Below are 17,210 nucleotides of genomic sequence, written 5' to 3'. Positions count from 1 at the left end.
GCCCGACAAGCGGCAGGGCGTAGTGGTGATGCGTAGATACCTATGGGCTAGTACCGCGAGGTCGAAGATTGAGCTGGGTTGTGGGCCCCGTGGTCGGTGCCGCGGGGATTCGGACGGGGAAAATATTTGTCTAGATAGCTATGGGCTGCGATCGCGGGAATTCGGGCGGAGGGACTAAGCGATTAGACTCATTAATTAATTAATGGGATAATCCCTTTTTATTCCCTGATTCGAATGACTATGTCTGCGACCGAGATAATGCTCCCAAAACAACAAAGCCTGCTGCGCTCAACCACACTGGTTTCAGTGATGACATTTATTTCAAGAATGACCGGGTTTGCCCGCGATGTCGTGATTGCCCAGCTATTTGGCGCAGGGGCGGGAATGGACGCCTTTTTTGTAGCGTTTCGGATCCCTAATTTTATGCGGCGTTTATTTGCTGAAGGCGCATTCTCACAAGCTTTTGTGCCAGTACTGGCGGAATATCAGCAAACGCAGCCTGTTGAAGATGTGAGACTTTTTATCGCGCGGGTATCAGGACAATTAACTGCGGTGCTCTCCGTCGTAACCCTCATCGGGATTCTGGCTACTCCTGTGATTATTTTTCTCTTTGCGCCCGGTTTTGGAGAAGGAAGTGCCCGCAGTTTACTGGCTACCGAAATGCTGCGTATTACTTTTCCCTATCTTATGCTGGTTTCTTTAACTGCAATGGCAGGCGCTGTGCTAAACACCTATGGCTATTTTGCTATTCCAGCGATTACGCCGGTCATGCTAAATCTGAGCATGATCCTGGCTGCCTGGTATTTAAGCCCGATGTTGCCGCAGCCGGTTGTTGCGCTGGCCTGGGGAGTATTTATTGCCGGTGTGGCGCAGTTCTTATTTCAGCTGCCGTTTCTTTACAAAAGAACCTTGCTGGTCAGACCGCGCCTGGCTCGTAAAGATGAGGGCGTAAGGCGGGTGATGAAGTTAATGATCCCTGCCCTGTTTGGTGTTTCAATTGCCCAGCTGAATCTGATGGTAGATTCCATTTTTGCCTCTTTCCTGAAGGTAGGATCGGTTTCCTGGCTTTATTATACCGACAGGCTCACCGATTTTCCCCTTGGGGTATTTGGGGTAGCGATTGCTACAGTCATTTTGCCTCATTTATCACGCCGCCATGCGGAGCAGAACACTGAGCGTTATTCGCGGGCGCTTGATTGGGGATTAAGACTCATCTTGTTGATTGGTTTACCGGCTGGTATCGGCCTGGCTGTTTTTTCAATGCCTCTGATTGCCTGTTGTTTTTCTTATGGAAAATTTAACTTGAACGATCTTTTACAAACCCAAAAAAGTTTGATTGCTTTAGGCAGCGGCGTTCCCGCTTTTATGATGATTAAAGTACTGGCTTCAGGATTTTATGCTCGTCAGGATATCAAAACGCCGGTGAAGGTAGGGGCTATTGCCATGGTGGTGAATAGCCTTTTTTGTGCCGTATTAATCTGGCCTCTAGCGCATGCAGGCCTGGCGCTTTCTTCCTCGCTTGCCGGTTATGTAAACTGTGGATTGCTTATTTTTTTGCTTTTGCGAAAAAAAATCTACCATCCCGCAAAAGCTTGGCTAAAATTTATTATGCAGTTGTTGTTTGCTAATACATTAATTGCCGTTTATCTCTATTATGCCAGTGGCGATGTCGCAATGTGGCTGCATCTTTCATCGGTGATGAGGCTCTTGCTGCTTTCTGCTCACATTGCCGCGGCAATTCTGATTTATTTTGCAGCACTTTATGTGACTGGCGTGCGACCTAAACAGTTCCGTGGATTAATAAAGGAGTAAATTATGCAAGCAGAATTATTTTACAAAAACCAGGCTCAGGATATCATACCTGTCATTCTGCTTAGCAAACAGGATTGGGCATCGGGAATGCCGGAACTGCTTTCATCTGAGCGGAATCAATTTTATACCCAGCGGTTTAAGGGAAATACCGGCGATCTCTGCATTATCAGCGGGGAAAATGGCAAAAGTCAGAAGGTCTATCTCGGAGCAGGGGATGCGAATAATTATTCATTGGCGCTAGCCTCTGCTGCACTGCGTTTGCCCGAGGGAAATTATCAATTACAACAGGCGCTGCCGAATGCCCATGTCATTTTCTGGGGATTGGCCCAGTACTGCTATGACCGTTATAAAAAGCAGGAAATACAACCACGAGTGTTAATATTAGAAAATAATCTTCGCGAAGTGCTTCAGGATGTTGACGCTGCTTTTCTGGTGCGTGATTTGATTAATGCACCCACCAACTGCATGGGGCCTCAGGATTTATCCGATACAATGAAGACCCTGGCTACCCGTTATTCGGCGAGCTTTCAAGAATGGATAGGGGATGAGCTTCTTGCTGCCAACTTTCCCGCTATTCATGCCGTTGGTCGCGCATCCATCAATCAACCCCGTCTTTTGTCCTTGAACTGGGGCAATGAAAAACATCCTAAAGTAACGCTGGTCGGTAAAGGTGTTTGCTTTGATACCGGCGGCCTGGATATTAAACCTTCGAACTTCATGCGCTTGATGAAAAAAGATATGGGCGGTGCAGCACAGGTTCTGGGGCTTGCCCAGTGGATTATGGCTAGAGAGCTTCCTATTCGGCTCCAGGTTCTGATTCCTGCCGTTGAGAACTCAATAGGGCCTGATGCTTATCGTCCGGGTGATGTTTTAACCATGAGAAACGGTCTTACCGTTGAAATCGATAACACCGATGCAGAAGGGCGTCTGGTACTGGCTGATGCCCTGGTATTTGCCGGTGAAGACAAACCAGAGCTTATTATTGATTTTGCAACCTTAACCGGCGCTGCGCGGACAGCGGTAGGTACAGAAATTTCTGCCTTGTTTTGTAATAACGATAAGCTGGCCAATGAATTATATGAGTTTGCAGGCAAAGCCAATGATCCGGTATGGCGTCTACCCCTGTATGCTGCTTATGAGCCTTTGCTGGATTCCTCAATTGCCGACTTATCCAATTGCTCGGCTTCGCCTTATGCAGGCGCAATTGTTGCTGCGCTGTTTTTACAGCGTTTTGTTCCCGCAGGAATTCCCTGGGTTCACTTTGATGTGATGGCCTGGAACGTTTCATCCAAACCTGGAAAGCCGGAGGGCGGAGAGGCGATGGGAATCAGGGCGGTAGGTGAGTATTTGCTATCGAGGTATGCGGGCGCTTGATAAACCCTTAATAAAAATGCAAGATAGTTCCATGGTGAATAGTGGGCCTGGGGTCCATTCAATTCCTGTGGAACTTTAATAAGGATATTATCTTGAATTTTTTACCTGAAAATCAGGCGGCTTTATCGCAAGCTGCCCTCTCAAATGAAGCGAAAATCCAAACCGGCGCCCAGGCATCCCGTTTCGGAGCCCTGGATATTCAGCGTGGTATGATCATGATGCTGATGGCTTTCTCCCATGGCCGGGAGTATCTGGGTGGAGAGCACTACTCCAATTATCATTTAGATGCGTCGCCTGCCTGGAAGGGGGATTTTTGGCTGGATTTTTTTCAGCAAGTCGGTGTTAGCTCCATTGTAGCTGGCGGATTTTTCATGATGATGGGGATCGGAATTTATTTCTTATGGCAATCCCGCCTGAAGGAAGGATACCCGCCTAATGAGGTCTGGCGGTATTTAATGACCCGGGGCGCTGTAATGCTGACCGTTCAGTTTACGATAATGGCAGTTTTTGAAACAATTTCCTCTCCTCACTTCTACTTGTATGTTGGCGTACTTTATGGGCTTGGTATTTGCATGATGCTGGCTGCCTGTTGTTTACGGTTACTGGAAAGCATAAAACAAACAGCCTGGGGCAAAGCCTATTCGACTGTTGATTATTGGCTACCTTTAGTCATTGCTGCAGGAATAATCATTATTAATCAATTAGTGATGCTCCAGACTCAGGCTGCTGACGTTTCACCGGGCTGGGGGAAGATAATACTATTGCTGGGAGGAACCTATACTATCAATGGCATTGATGTGGACTTTGATTTTATGCCTTTTCCCTGGTTTCCCGCAGTCGCTTTTGGCTTGGTTATCGGTAAAATTATATCCCGCCGGGACGATCAGAGTATTAAACTGCTTCAATGGATAGCTTTCAGTTTGCTGGCTGCCTGGTTTCTGCTTAAAACCGCTTATTTGCAAGGCAGTATTTCATGGGGCGATTACAAAACCCTGGTATCTGGCGAGCACCTGGATTGGCGGTCTTATTTCTGTTCTAATAAATACCCGCCCAGCCTTTCCTATTTCCTGTTTGCCTGGGGTATTAACCTTTTGGGAATTCTCACTTGGTTTAAGCTGGAAAATCGTCTGGGGCATGTCCCACTGCTATTGCAGCCGCTGAAAACCTTTGGTCAGTGCGCGCTGTTCTTTTTTGTCTGCCACTGGTATGTGTATTATCTTATTTCAGTACTCTTGCCCGCCAGGCTTACATCTGCAGGCGGTCTTCTCGGTTTTTGGCTTATAGGGCTCTTGCTTCTATATCCCGCCTGTTATTTTTACAGGAATTTTAAAATGACCAAGCCCAAAGCCTCTCTGTGGAGAATGTTTTAAGCGGATGGTCCTCACGACTTTTATGTTTTCCTCATCCGAATCCCCGCGGCTGCGACCGCGGGGCCCATGTCTGGCAGACATGCTCTTTAAGTTTACAATGTTGCTAAAAAATAGAGAGTGAAGAGGCCCAAGATTAATACCCCGAATAGGCATCATGTGGGCCCCGCGGTCGACGCCGCGGGGATTCGATGATCGTTGCCGCGGGGATTCGATGATCGACGCCGCGGTGATTCGATAGTTAATGCATTTGTATAGATACGTATGCGGTTAAGACAAAGGGAATATCCTGCAAAATGATAATTCCAATGCAATATCAGGATTCAATACTTTGCATATGACATGAAAAAGCGCATAATAGTTGCTTTTTGACGAAATGAATTAAGCCCATGAAACAGACTGTTGAAAATCTGCTTGCCGATGCGATTCGCTCTTTGAAAACCTCTGGTGTTATTCCCTCAGACGTAGATGTAGAGATTAAAGTTGACCGCAGTAAAGATTCATCGCATGGTGATTTCGCCAGTAACCTCGCCCTGATATTGGCGAAGCCTTGCCGCCAACCGCCTCGTCAATTGGCAGAATTGTTGATTCAGACGATAGGTCAGCATGAGAGTGTTGAAAAAATCGAGATCGCTGGACCCGGGTTCATTAATTTTTTCATGCAGAAGGACAGCCTATCCCAGGTGGTTGCTACCATTCTCGAGCAGCAGGAGAATTATGGGCGAAGCAATCTCGGTAATCAGCAGCCTGTTTTGATTGAATTTGTTTCTGCCAATCCCACAGGCCCCTTGCATGTAGGGCATGGGCGCGGTGCTGCATTTGGCGCAACTCTGGGTAATTTGTTAAGTGCCGCCGGCTATAAAGTGAGCCGGGAATATTATGTGAATGATGCTGGCAGGCAAATGAATATTCTGGCCGTCAGTGTCTGGTTAAGGTATCTCACGCTGACCGGAGAGTCGATTATATTTCCGGCCAATGGTTATCGTGGGGATTATGTCAATGATATCGCGCGAATGGTTTTTGAAAGCCATGGTGAAAAGTACAAACAGCCCTGGGGCTTAATTAAAGAAAGTTTGCCTGCGGATGAGCCGGAAGGCGGCGATAAGGAAGTTTACATCGATGCAGTGATCGAGCGCTGCAAGCAATTGCTCGGCCTTGATGGTTTTAAATATTTTCATAAAGAAGCGCTAGATTCGGTTCTGGATGATATTAAAGACGATCTGGAAGATTTTGGCGTTCATTTTGACTGTTGGTTTTCAGAACAGCATTTACTTGAAGACGGTTCTATTGAGAAAGGCATCCAGGCTCTGAAAGATGCAAACCATACCTACACGAAAGAGGGGGCTTTATGGTTTAAAGCGACCGATTTCGGGGATGAAAAAGACCGGGTGCTCATTCGCGCTAATGGCCAGACTACCTATTTTGCTTCCGACGTTGCCTACCACTGGAACAAATATGATCGTGGTTTTGCCCGGGTTATTGATATTTTCGGTGCTGACCATCATGGTTATATTTCTCGCGTAAGGGCAGCGGTGAATGCCCTTGGGCATGATGATAATGCCTTGAATGTCCTGCTGGTGCAGTTTGCCATTTTATATAGAGGCGGACATCGTGTACAGATGTCTACCCGCAGCGGTTCCTTTGTTACTTTACGTGAACTTCGTGAGGAAGTGGGTAAGGATGCCGCCCGCTTTTTCTATGTAATGCGTAAACCCGAACAGCACATGGATTTTGATTTGGATTTGGCCAAATCACAATCCAGTGACAACCCAGTGTATTATATTCAATATGCGCATGCGCGCATTAGCAGCGTGTTAAGGCAATTAAAGGACAGAGGGCTAAGCTGGAGTGAGGAAATCGGATTGGCAAATATTGCTAAATTGGTTGAACCTCATGAAATTTCCCTGATGACCCTGATTAGCCGTTATCCGGAAGTGATCGTATCCGCTGCCAATACTTGTGAGCCGCATCAGATAGCTTATTATCTGCGGGAGCTCGCGAACGGGCTTCATAGCTATTACAATGCCGTGACTTTATTGTGTGAGCAGGATACGCTGCGGTCTGCGAGATTATCGCTATTGACAGCTGTACGGCAAGTCTTAAGGAATGGTTTACAATTGTTGGGTGTTTCCTGCCCTGAGAGCATGTGATGGCCAAGGACTATGTAAGAAAACGACAGGCAAAACAGAGAAGCAATGCGCCCCGGCAATTGTTACTGTTGCTGGCATCTTTTTTGGGCGGTTATCTTACTGCGACTATTTTTGATTTTACCAGTTTAAGCGCGTGGGTAAACAAACATGTATTGGCCGCCCAGGAATTACATCCTGAAGCAACGGTTCCTGCTAAAAAAGCGGAAGCGCCAAAACCCAAATTCGAGTTTTACACCTTGCTGGCAAAAGATTCCAGTCCCCAGGTACTGGCAAATCGTCCAGGTAGTGCTTCACCTCGCGCTTTGCCTCCTGCCAATACTGCTACCGCTCACACTGCACAGCAGGCTACACAGGTCACCCGACCAACTGCGGCACCAGTCAACGCGAAAACGCAGGCTCCTGCCCTGCCGCAGGCCGTTACTGTGGCTGAGAGTAAACCTGCCGCCAATCCAGCTCCAGCTAAAAATTCAAAAGAATATTATCTGGTGCAGATTGCTTCCTTCAATCGCCGCCAGGATGCTGAACAGGTAAAAGCGAATCTTGTACTGAAAGGTTTTGATGTAATAGTGACTTCAGTTCCCCAAGGGCAGATGATCTGGTTCCGGGTGCTTCTCGGCCCTTACCATAGCAGGTTGCAGGCGGAAAAGGCGCAGGCAGAGATTGCCCGCAGCGAACACATGAAGGGAATGATTCGAAAAATGGATGCCTGATCAATTTAAATAGGGCGGTTCATGACCATTATTTATCAATTTTCTATTCCTGATGTGACCTGTAGCGGCTGTACAGGGCCAATTGAGAAGCGTCTTAAAGCTGATTTTAATGCAGGGTATGAATACAATGCCGATCCCGCAAGAAAGACGCTGAATATCATTGTCTGGGAACATGAAGCACCTGATCAGGAGATAGGCAGCAATGTTTGCAGATTTCTTGATGAGGAAATGGGAGTCAATTGCGTTTTCCTCAAGAGCTATCCTTTAAATTTCAAGACCGATTATCCGTCTTCTCCTTCTCAGCATGCCATTCCCGACCCGCCTCCTGAAGCACGTAAAAAAAACGGCTGGGAAAGACTGAAAGATATCCTGCTGTCCCATTGGTTTCAGGGGGGGATTGGAACCCTTGCTGGGCTGATATTACTAATTTTATCCATTGCTACAGGCGGTCTCCCCCTTGCGGCCATGATTGCTATTGGATGCATTAGCAGTATTCTCACTTTTCTGATTGGTTTTTCTACATTTAAACAGGCTTATTTCGACATATTTAAATCAAAAAAAATGGGAATGGATACTTTATTTGCCTTGAGTACCCTGGTTGTTGTTACTGTTTCAATCGCAGCGTTTTTTGTTCCCTGGCTATCAATGATGTTTGAAGCAGCTCTTTTGATTTTGGGCTTTCGGCATATTGGTCAGGGAATCAAAAATTTTCTGACCAGTCAATTAATCACTGCAAGAGCGTTTCAGGATGATCTGCCTGCATTTGTTCAGGTGTATGAAGAAGAACAACTCAGTTTAACGCCTCTTGAAGAGGTCGTTAGAGAGCAGACCCTTTACATTTCAGAGGGTGAAATAATTCCTCTTGATGGAATTTGTCTGACAGACGGGGTTATTGTTTTTACAACCTGCATCAATGGCAATCCATTTCCACGAAAGCTTAAGCGGGGTGAGTCCCTGCTTTCCGGAATGCGTCTGACGAAATATTCCGCTCCTTTATTCATGCGGGTAACTGAAACAAAAGAAAATTCGCATCTGGCCCATATGGATTTTGCCTTAAAGGTAGCAGAAATACGCAAGGCGCCTATTCAGCAGACCGCTGATCGTATTATGCAGTATTTTATTCCCACAGTGTTTGCTGTATCTGCAATCACCGGACTGGTTATTGGCCTTTTTTTTCCTCCTGCTCTGGCCATTCAATGTGCGATATCAGTGTTGGTCTCAGCCTGTCCCTGCATTCTCGGCTTGGTGGTGCCAACAACGGTGCTGGTTGCTATGAAGAAGGCAGCTGAGCATGGCGTCCAATTCGTAAGCCCGGAGTCTCTGGAACTGGCTTCAAAAGTGAATGCTGTTGTTTTTGATTTACACGGGACTTTAACGACAGGAGTTCTTGAGGTTGAGCCAAAGCAAGTCACTTTTATTGATCCAGGTTGTAATCAGAAACATTTATTTTCCTGTATCGCTGCCCTGGAAAAAAACTCACAGCACTTCATCGGAGAGGCTGTATTCAGGTACACCGCGTCATTCGGTGAGGAGTATAAGTCGCTGCCTATCGGTAATTTTAAAGACAGCCACCATTCAGGAATAAGCGGAATAGTTGACGGCGATGAAATCTGTATTGGTAATGAAGATTTCATGAAGGAACAAAACATTTCTATGGTGCTGGATGAGAATGATATTGAGGATGCAGACTCTATTGTTTATGTAGCGGTTAATGGAAAGCTGTCCTGTTACTTCAAATTAACTGATCCCTTGCGGGAAAATGCTAAATATACCCTGAAAACGCTTCAGGAAAACGGGATTGAGGTATTTATTAGCACCGGGGCTTGTGAGAAAACAGCGAATCGCTATGGCAAACGTTTAAATATACCTCTTTCCAATATACGTGCTGGAAGGGTTGCGCTGGCGGGTAAAGATAAAGATAACTCCAAGTCTCAGTTAATTAAGGAGTTAAAAGCCCACGGCAAGGTTGTTGCGATGATTGGTGATGCGGCGAATGATTCGATAGCAGTAACAGACGCTGATTTTGGAGTAGGCGTTCAGTCTAATTCATCACACCGGCTTACTCTGGATAAAGCGGGAGCAATTGTGCAAAGTGGTTCAATGCTGCCCTTTGCTACCATTTTTATACTTGCCCGACAAACAATGAGTAATATCACACAGAATTTGTATTTTACTCTTGGCTATAATCTGCTTGCTGTCCTTTTAACGAGTACACTATTAGTTGCCGCTGGATTTGTCCTTAATCCTGGAATAGGGGCAGGTCTTATGATTTTGCAAATGAGCCTGGTGTTTTTGAACCTCTGGCGTTTTAAACAACAGACCTTGTCCCATTTGAGAAATACTGCTTCTGACTCAGATAGTGAGGTAGAACAGGATTCCTATGTTAGTTTACAACAAACCTTTAAACCAAATGACCTGGGGTTGGAAGAAGAAAAAACGGTTGATGCTGAGATGGGCAATGGTTGTGGGTTTAGCTTTTGCAGACCTCAGAGGACTGGCATTTTTCATGAACAGTCCCCTGCTGAGATTAGTGTTAAAATGTAGTCTGGTTGCTCGAGACGGGGCTACTTACCATGCTCCTTCATCATTTTTTCCATTCGCCGCGCTGTTTCTTCTTCGGATACATCTTCAATATGTGTGCCGATTGACCATATATGCCCGAAAGGATCGGTAAACGTACAGGTGCGATCACCATAGAATTGATTTTGCAGAGGACGGGTAATCGTTGCGCCTTCCGCTTCAGCAAGCTTTGCAACCTCATCGACGTTTTTTACATAAACATACAAACCTACAGGCGAGCCGCCATAGCTTAACGGGCTTTTTGCATGTGCTTCTTCACATTCGTCTGCAAGCATAAACTTGGAATCGCCAATACGAAGCTCTGCATGGCCTATACTATTGTTGGGACCCTCCATGCACATCACCACTTTTGCACCCAGCACTTTTTTATAAAACTCCAGTGCTTCACGGGCGTTTGTGGCAATAAGATAGGGGGTGATGTGATTGTAATCATTTGGTATATAATTAACGCTGTTGCTCATGGCTGCTCCCTGTTAGTGGTTGAGGGTTGGTGGAGAACTAGTTAAACATATTAATAAAGTTTTTGGTGTTTGTCTTATATGAAAAAAATTCAGCGTGACTTCTACAGCCGGGATACCATTACCGTAGCTCAGGATTTGCTAGGGAAATACCTGGTTCATCATCAGGATAATGTAGAAAAAATAGGCCGCATTGTCGAGGTGGAGGCGTATATCGGCGAACATGATTTGGCTGCGCATTCTTCAAAGGGCTTAACACCAAGGACAAAGGTTATGTTTGGGCCGGCGGGGCATGCTTATGTTTACCTCATTTATGGGATGTACTATTGCACTAATATCGTTACCGAGACAGAGGGTAAAGGCTGTGGGGTTTTATTGCGGGCATTGGAACCTGTGAAAAATATCAATCAACGAACCCAGGGGCCGGGACTGCTGTCAAAAGCAATGGGTATCACCAAAGAACTATATGGGCATGATTTGCTCGGTGATCGTTTTTATCTATTAGACGATGAAGCGAGGCGGGCACCAGTATCTATTATAAAAAGACCCCGTATCGGTGTCGACTATGCGAAAGAATGGGCAAAAAAATTACTCCGTTTTTACATCAAGGATAATCCCTTTGTTTCAAAAAAATAAAGAATAATCCACTAGTCTGCACTGCGAAAATCACCCGTTCTCGGATCCCGTTCTTTATGATCCAACCGGCCTTCATCCTGTTCGGTATCCAATTTTTTTTCATTGGCTGATTCAACTGCAGCTGGCTCTTCCGCTGAGTCTTCCTGATCTGGAGAATTACTGACATGGTCCATGATAAATTCCTGGCTTGTGAAATGCTAAACCTTCAACTATGTTTATATAGTTTTCTTAATTATAGGATAGATAGACTTTAGCTGAAGTTGGACTTGGTCGCTTTATCTCTTCCAGGAAGGAGCAGATAATGAAAACTTTGGTATCGACGTTAATTATTGCGTTCTGGTTTTCCATTTTTGCATACACAGCAACAGAAACAACCCATACGGAACCGCTGGCTCAGAAAACCTCGGATACGGAGAATCACCTGCCATAAAGCAAGTTTGCTGTCTGGTTCTCTGGACTCTGCGGACAAGCGGCGTTCGGTTGCCACGCCCTGCGGCTTGGCCCATAGTTATCTACGCAAGTGCATGAGAATTAAAAGCTCTCGAATCCCCGCGGCAGCGACCGCGGGGCCCACATGAAGCCAATTTAATGTTAAGAAGACTTGTTTATGACTACCTGTTAAACCCTATGTTTTGGCAACATTGAAACTTGTTTGAAAACCATGCTACTCAACAGGCATGGGCCCCGCGGTCGGTGCCGCGGGGATTCGGACGGGGCTGCGCCGCGGGGTCCAGCGGTTCGCCCATAATTCAAACCTGCGTGGTAGGTGAATGCGGATTAATCTGCTTCATTTACAAGCAAATATGTTATATTGTTCTCATAGATAGAGTTCGATAGAGAAGTTGGTGACCAGTATCAATCTAATAGCGAAGAACCGAATCCCGGAGAGTTATCGCTCAGTGGTGGGCTTCTATCCTGACGTTATTCTTTTTCAACTCAACCAGCATCAGTTTCAAACGAAATGGCAGCAATTGGCGAGGGCTCCCTATATTTATACCAATGGTTTTTCACTGCGTCCTGCAGGCTGGTTCCGTTATTATTTTGAATCATTCAAAGGCTGGCTGGGATTTACCAACCATTGCAATCCCCAATTACTGCAGTTATCACTTCGTAAATTGGCCTATTATGGCTATTTGCATGGTTATCAACCTATCCATCAAATTGTAAAATACCCACTGGGCTCAGGATTTTTGTCAGTGGTGAATCAGGAACGTAATCCAGCTAATTCACTGCAATTACAAACCGATTTAATCAATTACTACAGTGAGCATTCCTTTTATTTTCCTCAGTTTGAAATGATGGCAGGAGTGGCTTCCCCATCCCGATTTGGTACCAGTTTTGCGACATTGGGTTTGTGCGATTTGGTTCCCTGCCTGGATCCGCAAGATAATCACATAATCGATGAGGTCAGTAAGGTGCTGGAACCTCATTCTTATCAGAAATATTCCTTTTTCCGGGGTAGCCGCTATGCAAAAACCGTGGCTCAGCAGTATCTGGCTCAAGCACTGCAGGAGAAAAAAAGCATTCTTTATAATATTACAGTCCTTAATTATTTTATGGAGGGGGCTAAGCTCAGGGCGCAAAGGCATCTGGAAAGAGCTCTGTATTATGATCCGGATATTCAATTGGAAAACGAAGAAATTTTTATTGAGTATTTTCTGGAAAAAAATGAGTTTGCCCAGGCTTTCAAGCTGATTGAGAAATTGAAAAATACTGAAAAAGCCTGCGCTTATCTGATAAAGCATTTTACTGCCAGCCAGCATCAGGCCATGGTGACTCCGGGTACTCCCCTGGCTAGGGAATTAGCAAAACATTATGCCAGGGATAAAAAAAATATTGCCAGTATACGCTTGGCTTCCAAGCTTGATCCTGACCTGGAAAAGAATGATCCCCTCAGTATTTTCCGTTTACTGATAATGGATAAACAGTTTGATGAAGCTTACACCCTGTATAATACCCACAGCAAAGTCATCACATTCGATGCTGATCTCCGCTCCATTGCGGCCAGTCATTTTCATGCTGAATCTGAAAGCCAATTAAAGATTGGCCGTAGTTTTAGAGAGCGTTGTGAATGGGGTAAGGCGTCTGAAGGCTATTTACGGGCTCTCTATGCTGCCAGAAAGTCTTGTGAATTTGAATCCATGGAGCGCAGAGTCCAGTATCATTCGTCCTGCAAACGATTATATGCTCAAGTATTGACTGATGCTGATATTGCATGCAATGAAGACATTTCGCAATCGGATATTGCCAGTATCAGAAAAGCTATCGAACTGCTGAGAACCTGTGCTCCCAAAGAAAAGCCTGAAATCGAATACCACCTGGAGGCTTTGGTTAAGGCGCTTATGAGACAGGCAGACTACCTTTGCAGCCTTATCAGGGTATCTCTTTGCTATTCCGCTGATTATGAGACACGCCAAAAACATCATGCCATGCACGAGAAACATTTCACTTTAATATTGAATACGCTGAAGGAAGTAGCGCATTTGTTAAAGGGGGTAAGCGACCCGACCCAGAAATTGATCTTGGGTAAAGCTTACTTTCTTATGGGAGATATTAATTTGTTCTTTGATCTGAAGGAAAATCCTCTTTCCTATTTCCATAAAGCAGTGGAAGCAGTGCCGCTTAACCCTTTTTATAACCTGCGTTACTATGAGCAGCAGGAGGAAACGCAGCGGGAAGAAAAATACAGGGAGAGGGGGCTTCAGGGGCTTAGAGCATTGGGGTATCAAGCCTATGACTGGGCAGAATGGGATCCGGAACGGTGGAATGCTTCACACCGTGTAAGCAGAATTAAGGAAATTCATTTACTGGAGGAAACTAAACCGTCCGCTGGATGGTCTTTCGGTTTTTCTTAAATTTTACAGGCCATCATTCGGTGCCGGAGGAACTTCTGATGGTGCAGAAGCTGGACCGGGCGGAGAGGGCGGCGATTTGCCGGCCAGTGTTGATATGACCTCAGTAGTAAATACCGTAGCGCCCACAGCCAATTTGGCGCCAGCCAACGCAGCAACCCCTGTGGCAATAGCAGATGCTGTGGCGCTGGCCGCTGAGGAAGCTGCAGCCGCTCCTCCGGCCCCCGCTGCCGCAGCGGCGTCTCCAGCGGCTGCTGAAGCGATTGCTTCTGAGCCGGCAGCGGCGGCAGCTGCCGCTCCCGGGCTAGGAATTCCCAAAGTTACTATTCCCCCACCGATCGTGACATTACCGGTTATCCCGACTTCGGCGCTGTCAACAAATGTCGCAGCTGAAGAAATATTCAGGGCAGGACTGGTAATTGTAACTGTAGGCGCAACAATACTTATGCCGGTTGGCTCAAGGATGATGGACGATGTCCCCACCTGAAACATGATCATACCTGCGGCCTGCTGAATTATTGCAGGTGCGATGGCCATGCTAACACCTGCATCTTCTGAATACTTAAAGCCGTTTGTTATTTTCATGGAGAAAGGCCCCAGATATTCAATATCTCCTCCCAATACGGAAAAGACAGAAAGGCCTGTGACATCGCCAATAAGCGCACCTGTATAACTTTGAATGGTTGCACCCAGATGATAATTACCAGTGAACCCCTTTACTGAAAGAATATGGGATCCCAATACATGCAAGGCACTGTTGCCATTCACTTCTGTAATCATGGCATTGCCAATGGAGTTCATCAGGTTCTGATCAATATAATTGTATTGGCTTTGGTTGATCTGGACTGTTTCATCTCCTTTGACCTGATAACTGGTATCCTGATGGCAGACCATGGTAGATTTGCCTTTCACAAATCGCATGTAATCCTTGTTCACATTCAAATTTTTACTGCCTTTGACGGTAATGTTTGCATCTTTACCTACATAGGAGCTTGAATGGCTTAATGTGCTCAGGTAATAGCCCATGTCCTGCTGGGATTGAAAGATGTCATCTGTCCCCAGTACCATCGTGGTGTTATTATGAGGTGTGCGCAACTTGATCCCCTGGGTTTTGCCTTTCTGTTCATTCATGAAGAAAACATTTTTCTCTTTGGTTTGAAGACCCATATATTGCTGGTTGTCGCTGACAATCAGATTCCGGTGGGTTGAATTATCGACAGCGCCCAGGAGGATGGGTAAATCAGGATTGCCAAAGTGGAAGCCAATGGCAACCTCCATTCCTTTCCTCATCGGCAGGGAAAACGCATACTTGTCACCAATGTAACTTTCCAGTTTACGAACCCAGCGAGAACCTTTACCAGGGCCGTCTTCGGTGATCGGGATCCGGAATTTATAATGGCCCTTGTCATTAATCTGAACGGTATCCTCGCCTCCTTCATGGTCAACAAAACCGGGAAGTACGCCGCTAATCCTCGGAATTGGGGTTTGCAAAACGGAGCGAAAGGGGATGACTTTATCAATTGACTGATAATTGCAGGAAAAATGATCGTCTGCTGCTTCAATGGGTGCTGAGTGGTAGGAAAAAAAAGATTTTTTTTGTGAGCCGCTGTATTGGGAGTTAAGGATCAGCATCGCTTTGTTTAGTTGTGGCAGATTAAAATGCTGATGGTTTATAAAGCTGCCTGGGTTAATCAAAGCGCCGCTGGAGGTACCATTAAAAATTTCTTTCTGCCATTTGAAACTCTCGGCAATCTGATTCGCGATCCGTTGGTTTTCTTCCTGGCTATTAACATTCTCAGCCCAATAAACAATTTCCCCAACCCCTTGAGGATCAATTACTGCGGTTGATTCATAGGCTTTGGAAGATTGCTGATAGTTATAGGATTTGACTTTCACTTCCGCTGGCTGGGAAGAAGTAGTGAATTGGAAGTCATAGATTAAATTGGCCATAGAATCAAATTCGCTATCCATGGTATAGCCATGATAGAACAAACGATTAATGTCTTTATTGAGCTGCAGAGTCGAATTGCTATCAGTAATTACCAGAATCTCATTCTCAGGTGTTTGTTCAAAAAAATAGAATAAGCCTTCATGCTCCATCCAACGGGTTACAAACTGCCAATCCTGCTCATTGTACTGAAACACAAATTCGCGAACGGGGTGGTTTTGCATTAAATCAAAACGAACATTAGTAATATTATTTCTCTGGAAAACATCCTGCAGAATCCCTTTGATTTCTTTTTCTAGGTAAACGTGTGTCCGTCTGGTTTTCTGCAGGCGCGTGACCTGCGGGCGGATGGTCATCTGATAAACATAATATTCGTCAAGGCTGCCGGTATGGCTGAAGTGTTCCACACGGCCATGCACGGGGCTTTCTGCCCCGGCTTTGGTGGCAAAGCTCATTTTTACCGGCTGATTAATAATTTCTGATCCAAGAATAAGACGTTTGGAAGCCAGTTCAACACGAAACTCATAAAGTTCCGAAATACCCATTGAGCCTTCAAACTGCAAAATTTCGGTCTCTGTTCCTTCAAACTGAGCACCATGCATTGTGGGCATAAGAATCTGATTCTGCATGAAATTCTCCATTACACGTCAATAACAACAATAGCTATTGGGGCAATGGCTGTCAACTTCTTGTCCTGGGTACACCTATACTTATCTTGCTTCCTGACGAATTGGCAGAAAAATTAATAATTTGTGCTATGGTTAACTTATAAAGTCTTGCAAAGACAATATTCTTTTTAGAACAATGGAGAGGAAAATGGCACGCAAAGATCAATCGGTAGCCCCAAAAGAACGGGTCAACATCGTTTACAAGCCCAGTATTGAAGGGGCTGAGGAAATGGTGGAGCTCCCTTTACGACAGCTTGTTTTAGGAGAATTTTCCAACAAACCTTCCAAGCTTCCTCTGGAAAAAAGACAGACAGTTAGTATTAATAAGGATAATTTCAATCAAATTCTGAAACTTCATGATATCAAAATTTCAACACGTGTTCTTAACCGTTTAAGCAACAACAAGAATGATTATATTCCTCTCGAGTTGAAAATTCAGTCCCTGCATGATTTCGAGCCCGATAATATCGTCAGGCAGGTTCCGGAATTGAAACGCTTAATGGAGCTTCGAAATGCGCTTAAATCCCTGAAAGGACCTTTGGGAAACACACCTGAATTCAGAAGAAAACTGGATGCAATTGTTAAAGATCCGACGTTAAGGGATAAATTGCTAAAGGATTTGGGTATTGAAGATAAAAAAGAACACTAGGCAATA

The 17,210-nt window shown here is 45.4% G+C and carries 13 protein-coding genes; 10 read left to right on the top strand and 3 right to left on the bottom strand.

Translation table 11 applies throughout. The features are described from left to right. Positions 1 to 240: 240 nt before the first annotated feature. The 6 genes from murJ (at position 241) to DYH42_RS11480 (ending at position 9,957) form a co-directional block, all read left to right on the top strand. Positions 241 to 1,812 carry a murein biosynthesis integral membrane protein MurJ gene (gene murJ, locus DYH42_RS11505; RefSeq protein WP_115317060.1) on the top strand — a complete coding sequence of 524 codons (1,572 nt, stop codon included), beginning with the start codon at positions 241 to 243 and terminating at the stop codon, positions 1,810 to 1,812. Positions 1,813 to 1,815: 3 nt separating this feature from the next. Further along, positions 1,816 to 3,186 carry a leucyl aminopeptidase family protein gene (locus DYH42_RS11500; protein WP_058523550.1) on the top strand — a complete coding sequence of 457 codons (1,371 nt, stop codon included), beginning with the start codon at positions 1,816 to 1,818 and terminating at the stop codon, positions 3,184 to 3,186. A gap of 92 nt (positions 3,187 to 3,278) precedes the next feature. Next, positions 3,279 to 4,556: a heparan-alpha-glucosaminide N-acetyltransferase domain-containing protein gene (locus DYH42_RS11495; protein ID WP_131792969.1), complete on the top strand. Its 1,278-nt coding sequence runs from the start codon at positions 3,279 to 3,281 to the stop codon at positions 4,554 to 4,556. Between the two features lie 386 nt (positions 4,557 to 4,942). Continuing rightward, positions 4,943 to 6,703 (top strand): arginine--tRNA ligase, encoded by a 1,761-nt coding sequence (argS, locus tag DYH42_RS11490; protein WP_058523552.1) that lies wholly within the window; start codon positions 4,943 to 4,945, stop codon positions 6,701 to 6,703. Beyond that, complete coding sequence (locus DYH42_RS11485) at positions 6,703 to 7,413, top strand: SPOR domain-containing protein (protein ID WP_058523553.1); 711 nt, start codon at positions 6,703 to 6,705, stop codon at positions 7,411 to 7,413. The genes argS and DYH42_RS11485 overlap by 1 nt, the downstream gene beginning before the upstream one ends. Positions 7,414 to 7,434: 21 nt before the next feature. Next, on the top strand, positions 7,435 to 9,957 hold the full coding sequence (locus DYH42_RS11480) for a heavy metal translocating P-type ATPase (protein WP_058523554.1): 2,523 nt from the start codon (positions 7,435 to 7,437) through the stop codon (positions 9,955 to 9,957). Positions 9,958 to 9,977: 20 nt separating this feature from the next. Here the strand turns inward: DYH42_RS11480 and DYH42_RS11475 are convergent, their stop codons facing one another. Next, on the bottom strand, positions 9,978 to 10,454 hold the full coding sequence (locus tag DYH42_RS11475) for a VOC family protein (RefSeq protein WP_058523555.1): 477 nt from the start codon (positions 10,452 to 10,454) through the stop codon (positions 9,978 to 9,980). 78 nt (positions 10,455 to 10,532) lie between these two features. On the opposite strand from DYH42_RS11475, the gene DYH42_RS11470 reads away from it, so the two are divergent. Continuing rightward, the gene (locus tag DYH42_RS11470) at positions 10,533 to 11,087 is read left to right on the top strand and encodes a DNA-3-methyladenine glycosylase (protein ID WP_058523556.1); all 555 of its coding nucleotides are present in this window, start codon (positions 10,533 to 10,535) and stop codon (positions 11,085 to 11,087) included. A gap of 11 nt (positions 11,088 to 11,098) precedes the next feature. On the opposite strand, the gene DYH42_RS16615 is transcribed toward DYH42_RS11470, so the two are convergent. Then, positions 11,099 to 11,260 carry a hypothetical protein gene (locus DYH42_RS16615; RefSeq protein WP_157062390.1) on the bottom strand — a complete coding sequence of 54 codons (162 nt, stop codon included), beginning with the start codon at positions 11,258 to 11,260 and terminating at the stop codon, positions 11,099 to 11,101. A 128-nt stretch (positions 11,261 to 11,388) separates the two neighbouring features. Between DYH42_RS16615 and DYH42_RS16855 the strand changes: the two genes are divergently transcribed. Together DYH42_RS16855 and DYH42_RS11465 are read left to right on the top strand one after the other, a co-directional pair. Continuing rightward, on the top strand, positions 11,389 to 11,517 hold the full coding sequence (locus tag DYH42_RS16855; protein ID WP_272946870.1) for a hypothetical protein: 129 nt from the start codon (positions 11,389 to 11,391) through the stop codon (positions 11,515 to 11,517). Between the two features lie 415 nt (positions 11,518 to 11,932). Further along, entirely contained in the window at positions 11,933 to 13,942 is a 2,010-nt protein-coding gene (locus DYH42_RS11465; RefSeq protein WP_058523557.1) for a hypothetical protein, read from the top strand. 3 nt (positions 13,943 to 13,945) lie between these two features. Here DYH42_RS11465 and DYH42_RS11460 read toward each other — a convergent pair whose 3' ends face one another. Further along, complete coding sequence (locus tag DYH42_RS11460) at positions 13,946 to 16,516, bottom strand: type VI secretion system Vgr family protein (protein WP_058523558.1); 2,571 nt, start codon at positions 16,514 to 16,516, stop codon at positions 13,946 to 13,948. Positions 16,517 to 16,703: 187 nt separating this feature from the next. On the opposite strand from DYH42_RS11460, the gene tssB reads away from it, so the two are divergent. After that, on the top strand, positions 16,704 to 17,204 hold the full coding sequence (tssB, locus tag DYH42_RS11455; protein ID WP_058523559.1) for a type VI secretion system contractile sheath small subunit: 501 nt from the start codon (positions 16,704 to 16,706) through the stop codon (positions 17,202 to 17,204). Positions 17,205 to 17,210: the final 6 nt, after the last annotated feature.

The organism is Legionella birminghamensis (assembly GCF_900452515.1).
Lineage (GTDB): Bacteria > Pseudomonadota > Gammaproteobacteria > Legionellales > Legionellaceae > Legionella_C > Legionella_C birminghamensis.
The sequence above is the reverse complement of the archived record's forward strand: the minus strand, read 5'-3'. Positions and strand labels throughout refer to the sequence as shown.

Bases quoted from the DNA above. Each gene is read 5' to 3' on its own strand.
- murJ (WP_115317060.1), top strand. From the start codon at position 241: ATGTCTGCGACCGAGATAATGCTCCCAAAACAACAAAGCCTGCTGCGC.
- DYH42_RS11500 (WP_058523550.1), top strand. From the start codon at position 1,816: ATGCAAGCAGAATTATTTTACAAAAACCAGGCTCAGGATATCATACCT.
- argS (WP_058523552.1), top strand. From the start codon at position 4,943: ATGAAACAGACTGTTGAAAATCTGCTTGCCGATGCGATTCGCTCTTTG.
- DYH42_RS11485 (WP_058523553.1), top strand. From the start codon at position 6,703: ATGGCCAAGGACTATGTAAGAAAACGACAGGCAAAACAGAGAAGCAAT.
- DYH42_RS11480 (WP_058523554.1), top strand. From the start codon at position 7,435: ATGACCATTATTTATCAATTTTCTATTCCTGATGTGACCTGTAGCGGC.
- DYH42_RS11475 (WP_058523555.1), bottom strand. From the start codon at position 10,454: ATGAGCAACAGCGTTAATTATATACCAAATGATTACAATCACATCACC.
- DYH42_RS11470 (WP_058523556.1), top strand. From the start codon at position 10,533: ATGAAAAAAATTCAGCGTGACTTCTACAGCCGGGATACCATTACCGTA.
- DYH42_RS16615 (WP_157062390.1), bottom strand. From the start codon at position 11,260: ATGGACCATGTCAGTAATTCTCCAGATCAGGAAGACTCAGCGGAAGAG.
- DYH42_RS16855 (WP_272946870.1), top strand. From the start codon at position 11,389: ATGAAAACTTTGGTATCGACGTTAATTATTGCGTTCTGGTTTTCCATT.
- DYH42_RS11460 (WP_058523558.1), bottom strand. From the start codon at position 16,516: ATGCAGAATCAGATTCTTATGCCCACAATGCATGGTGCTCAGTTTGAA.
- tssB (WP_058523559.1), top strand. From the start codon at position 16,704: ATGGCACGCAAAGATCAATCGGTAGCCCCAAAAGAACGGGTCAACATC.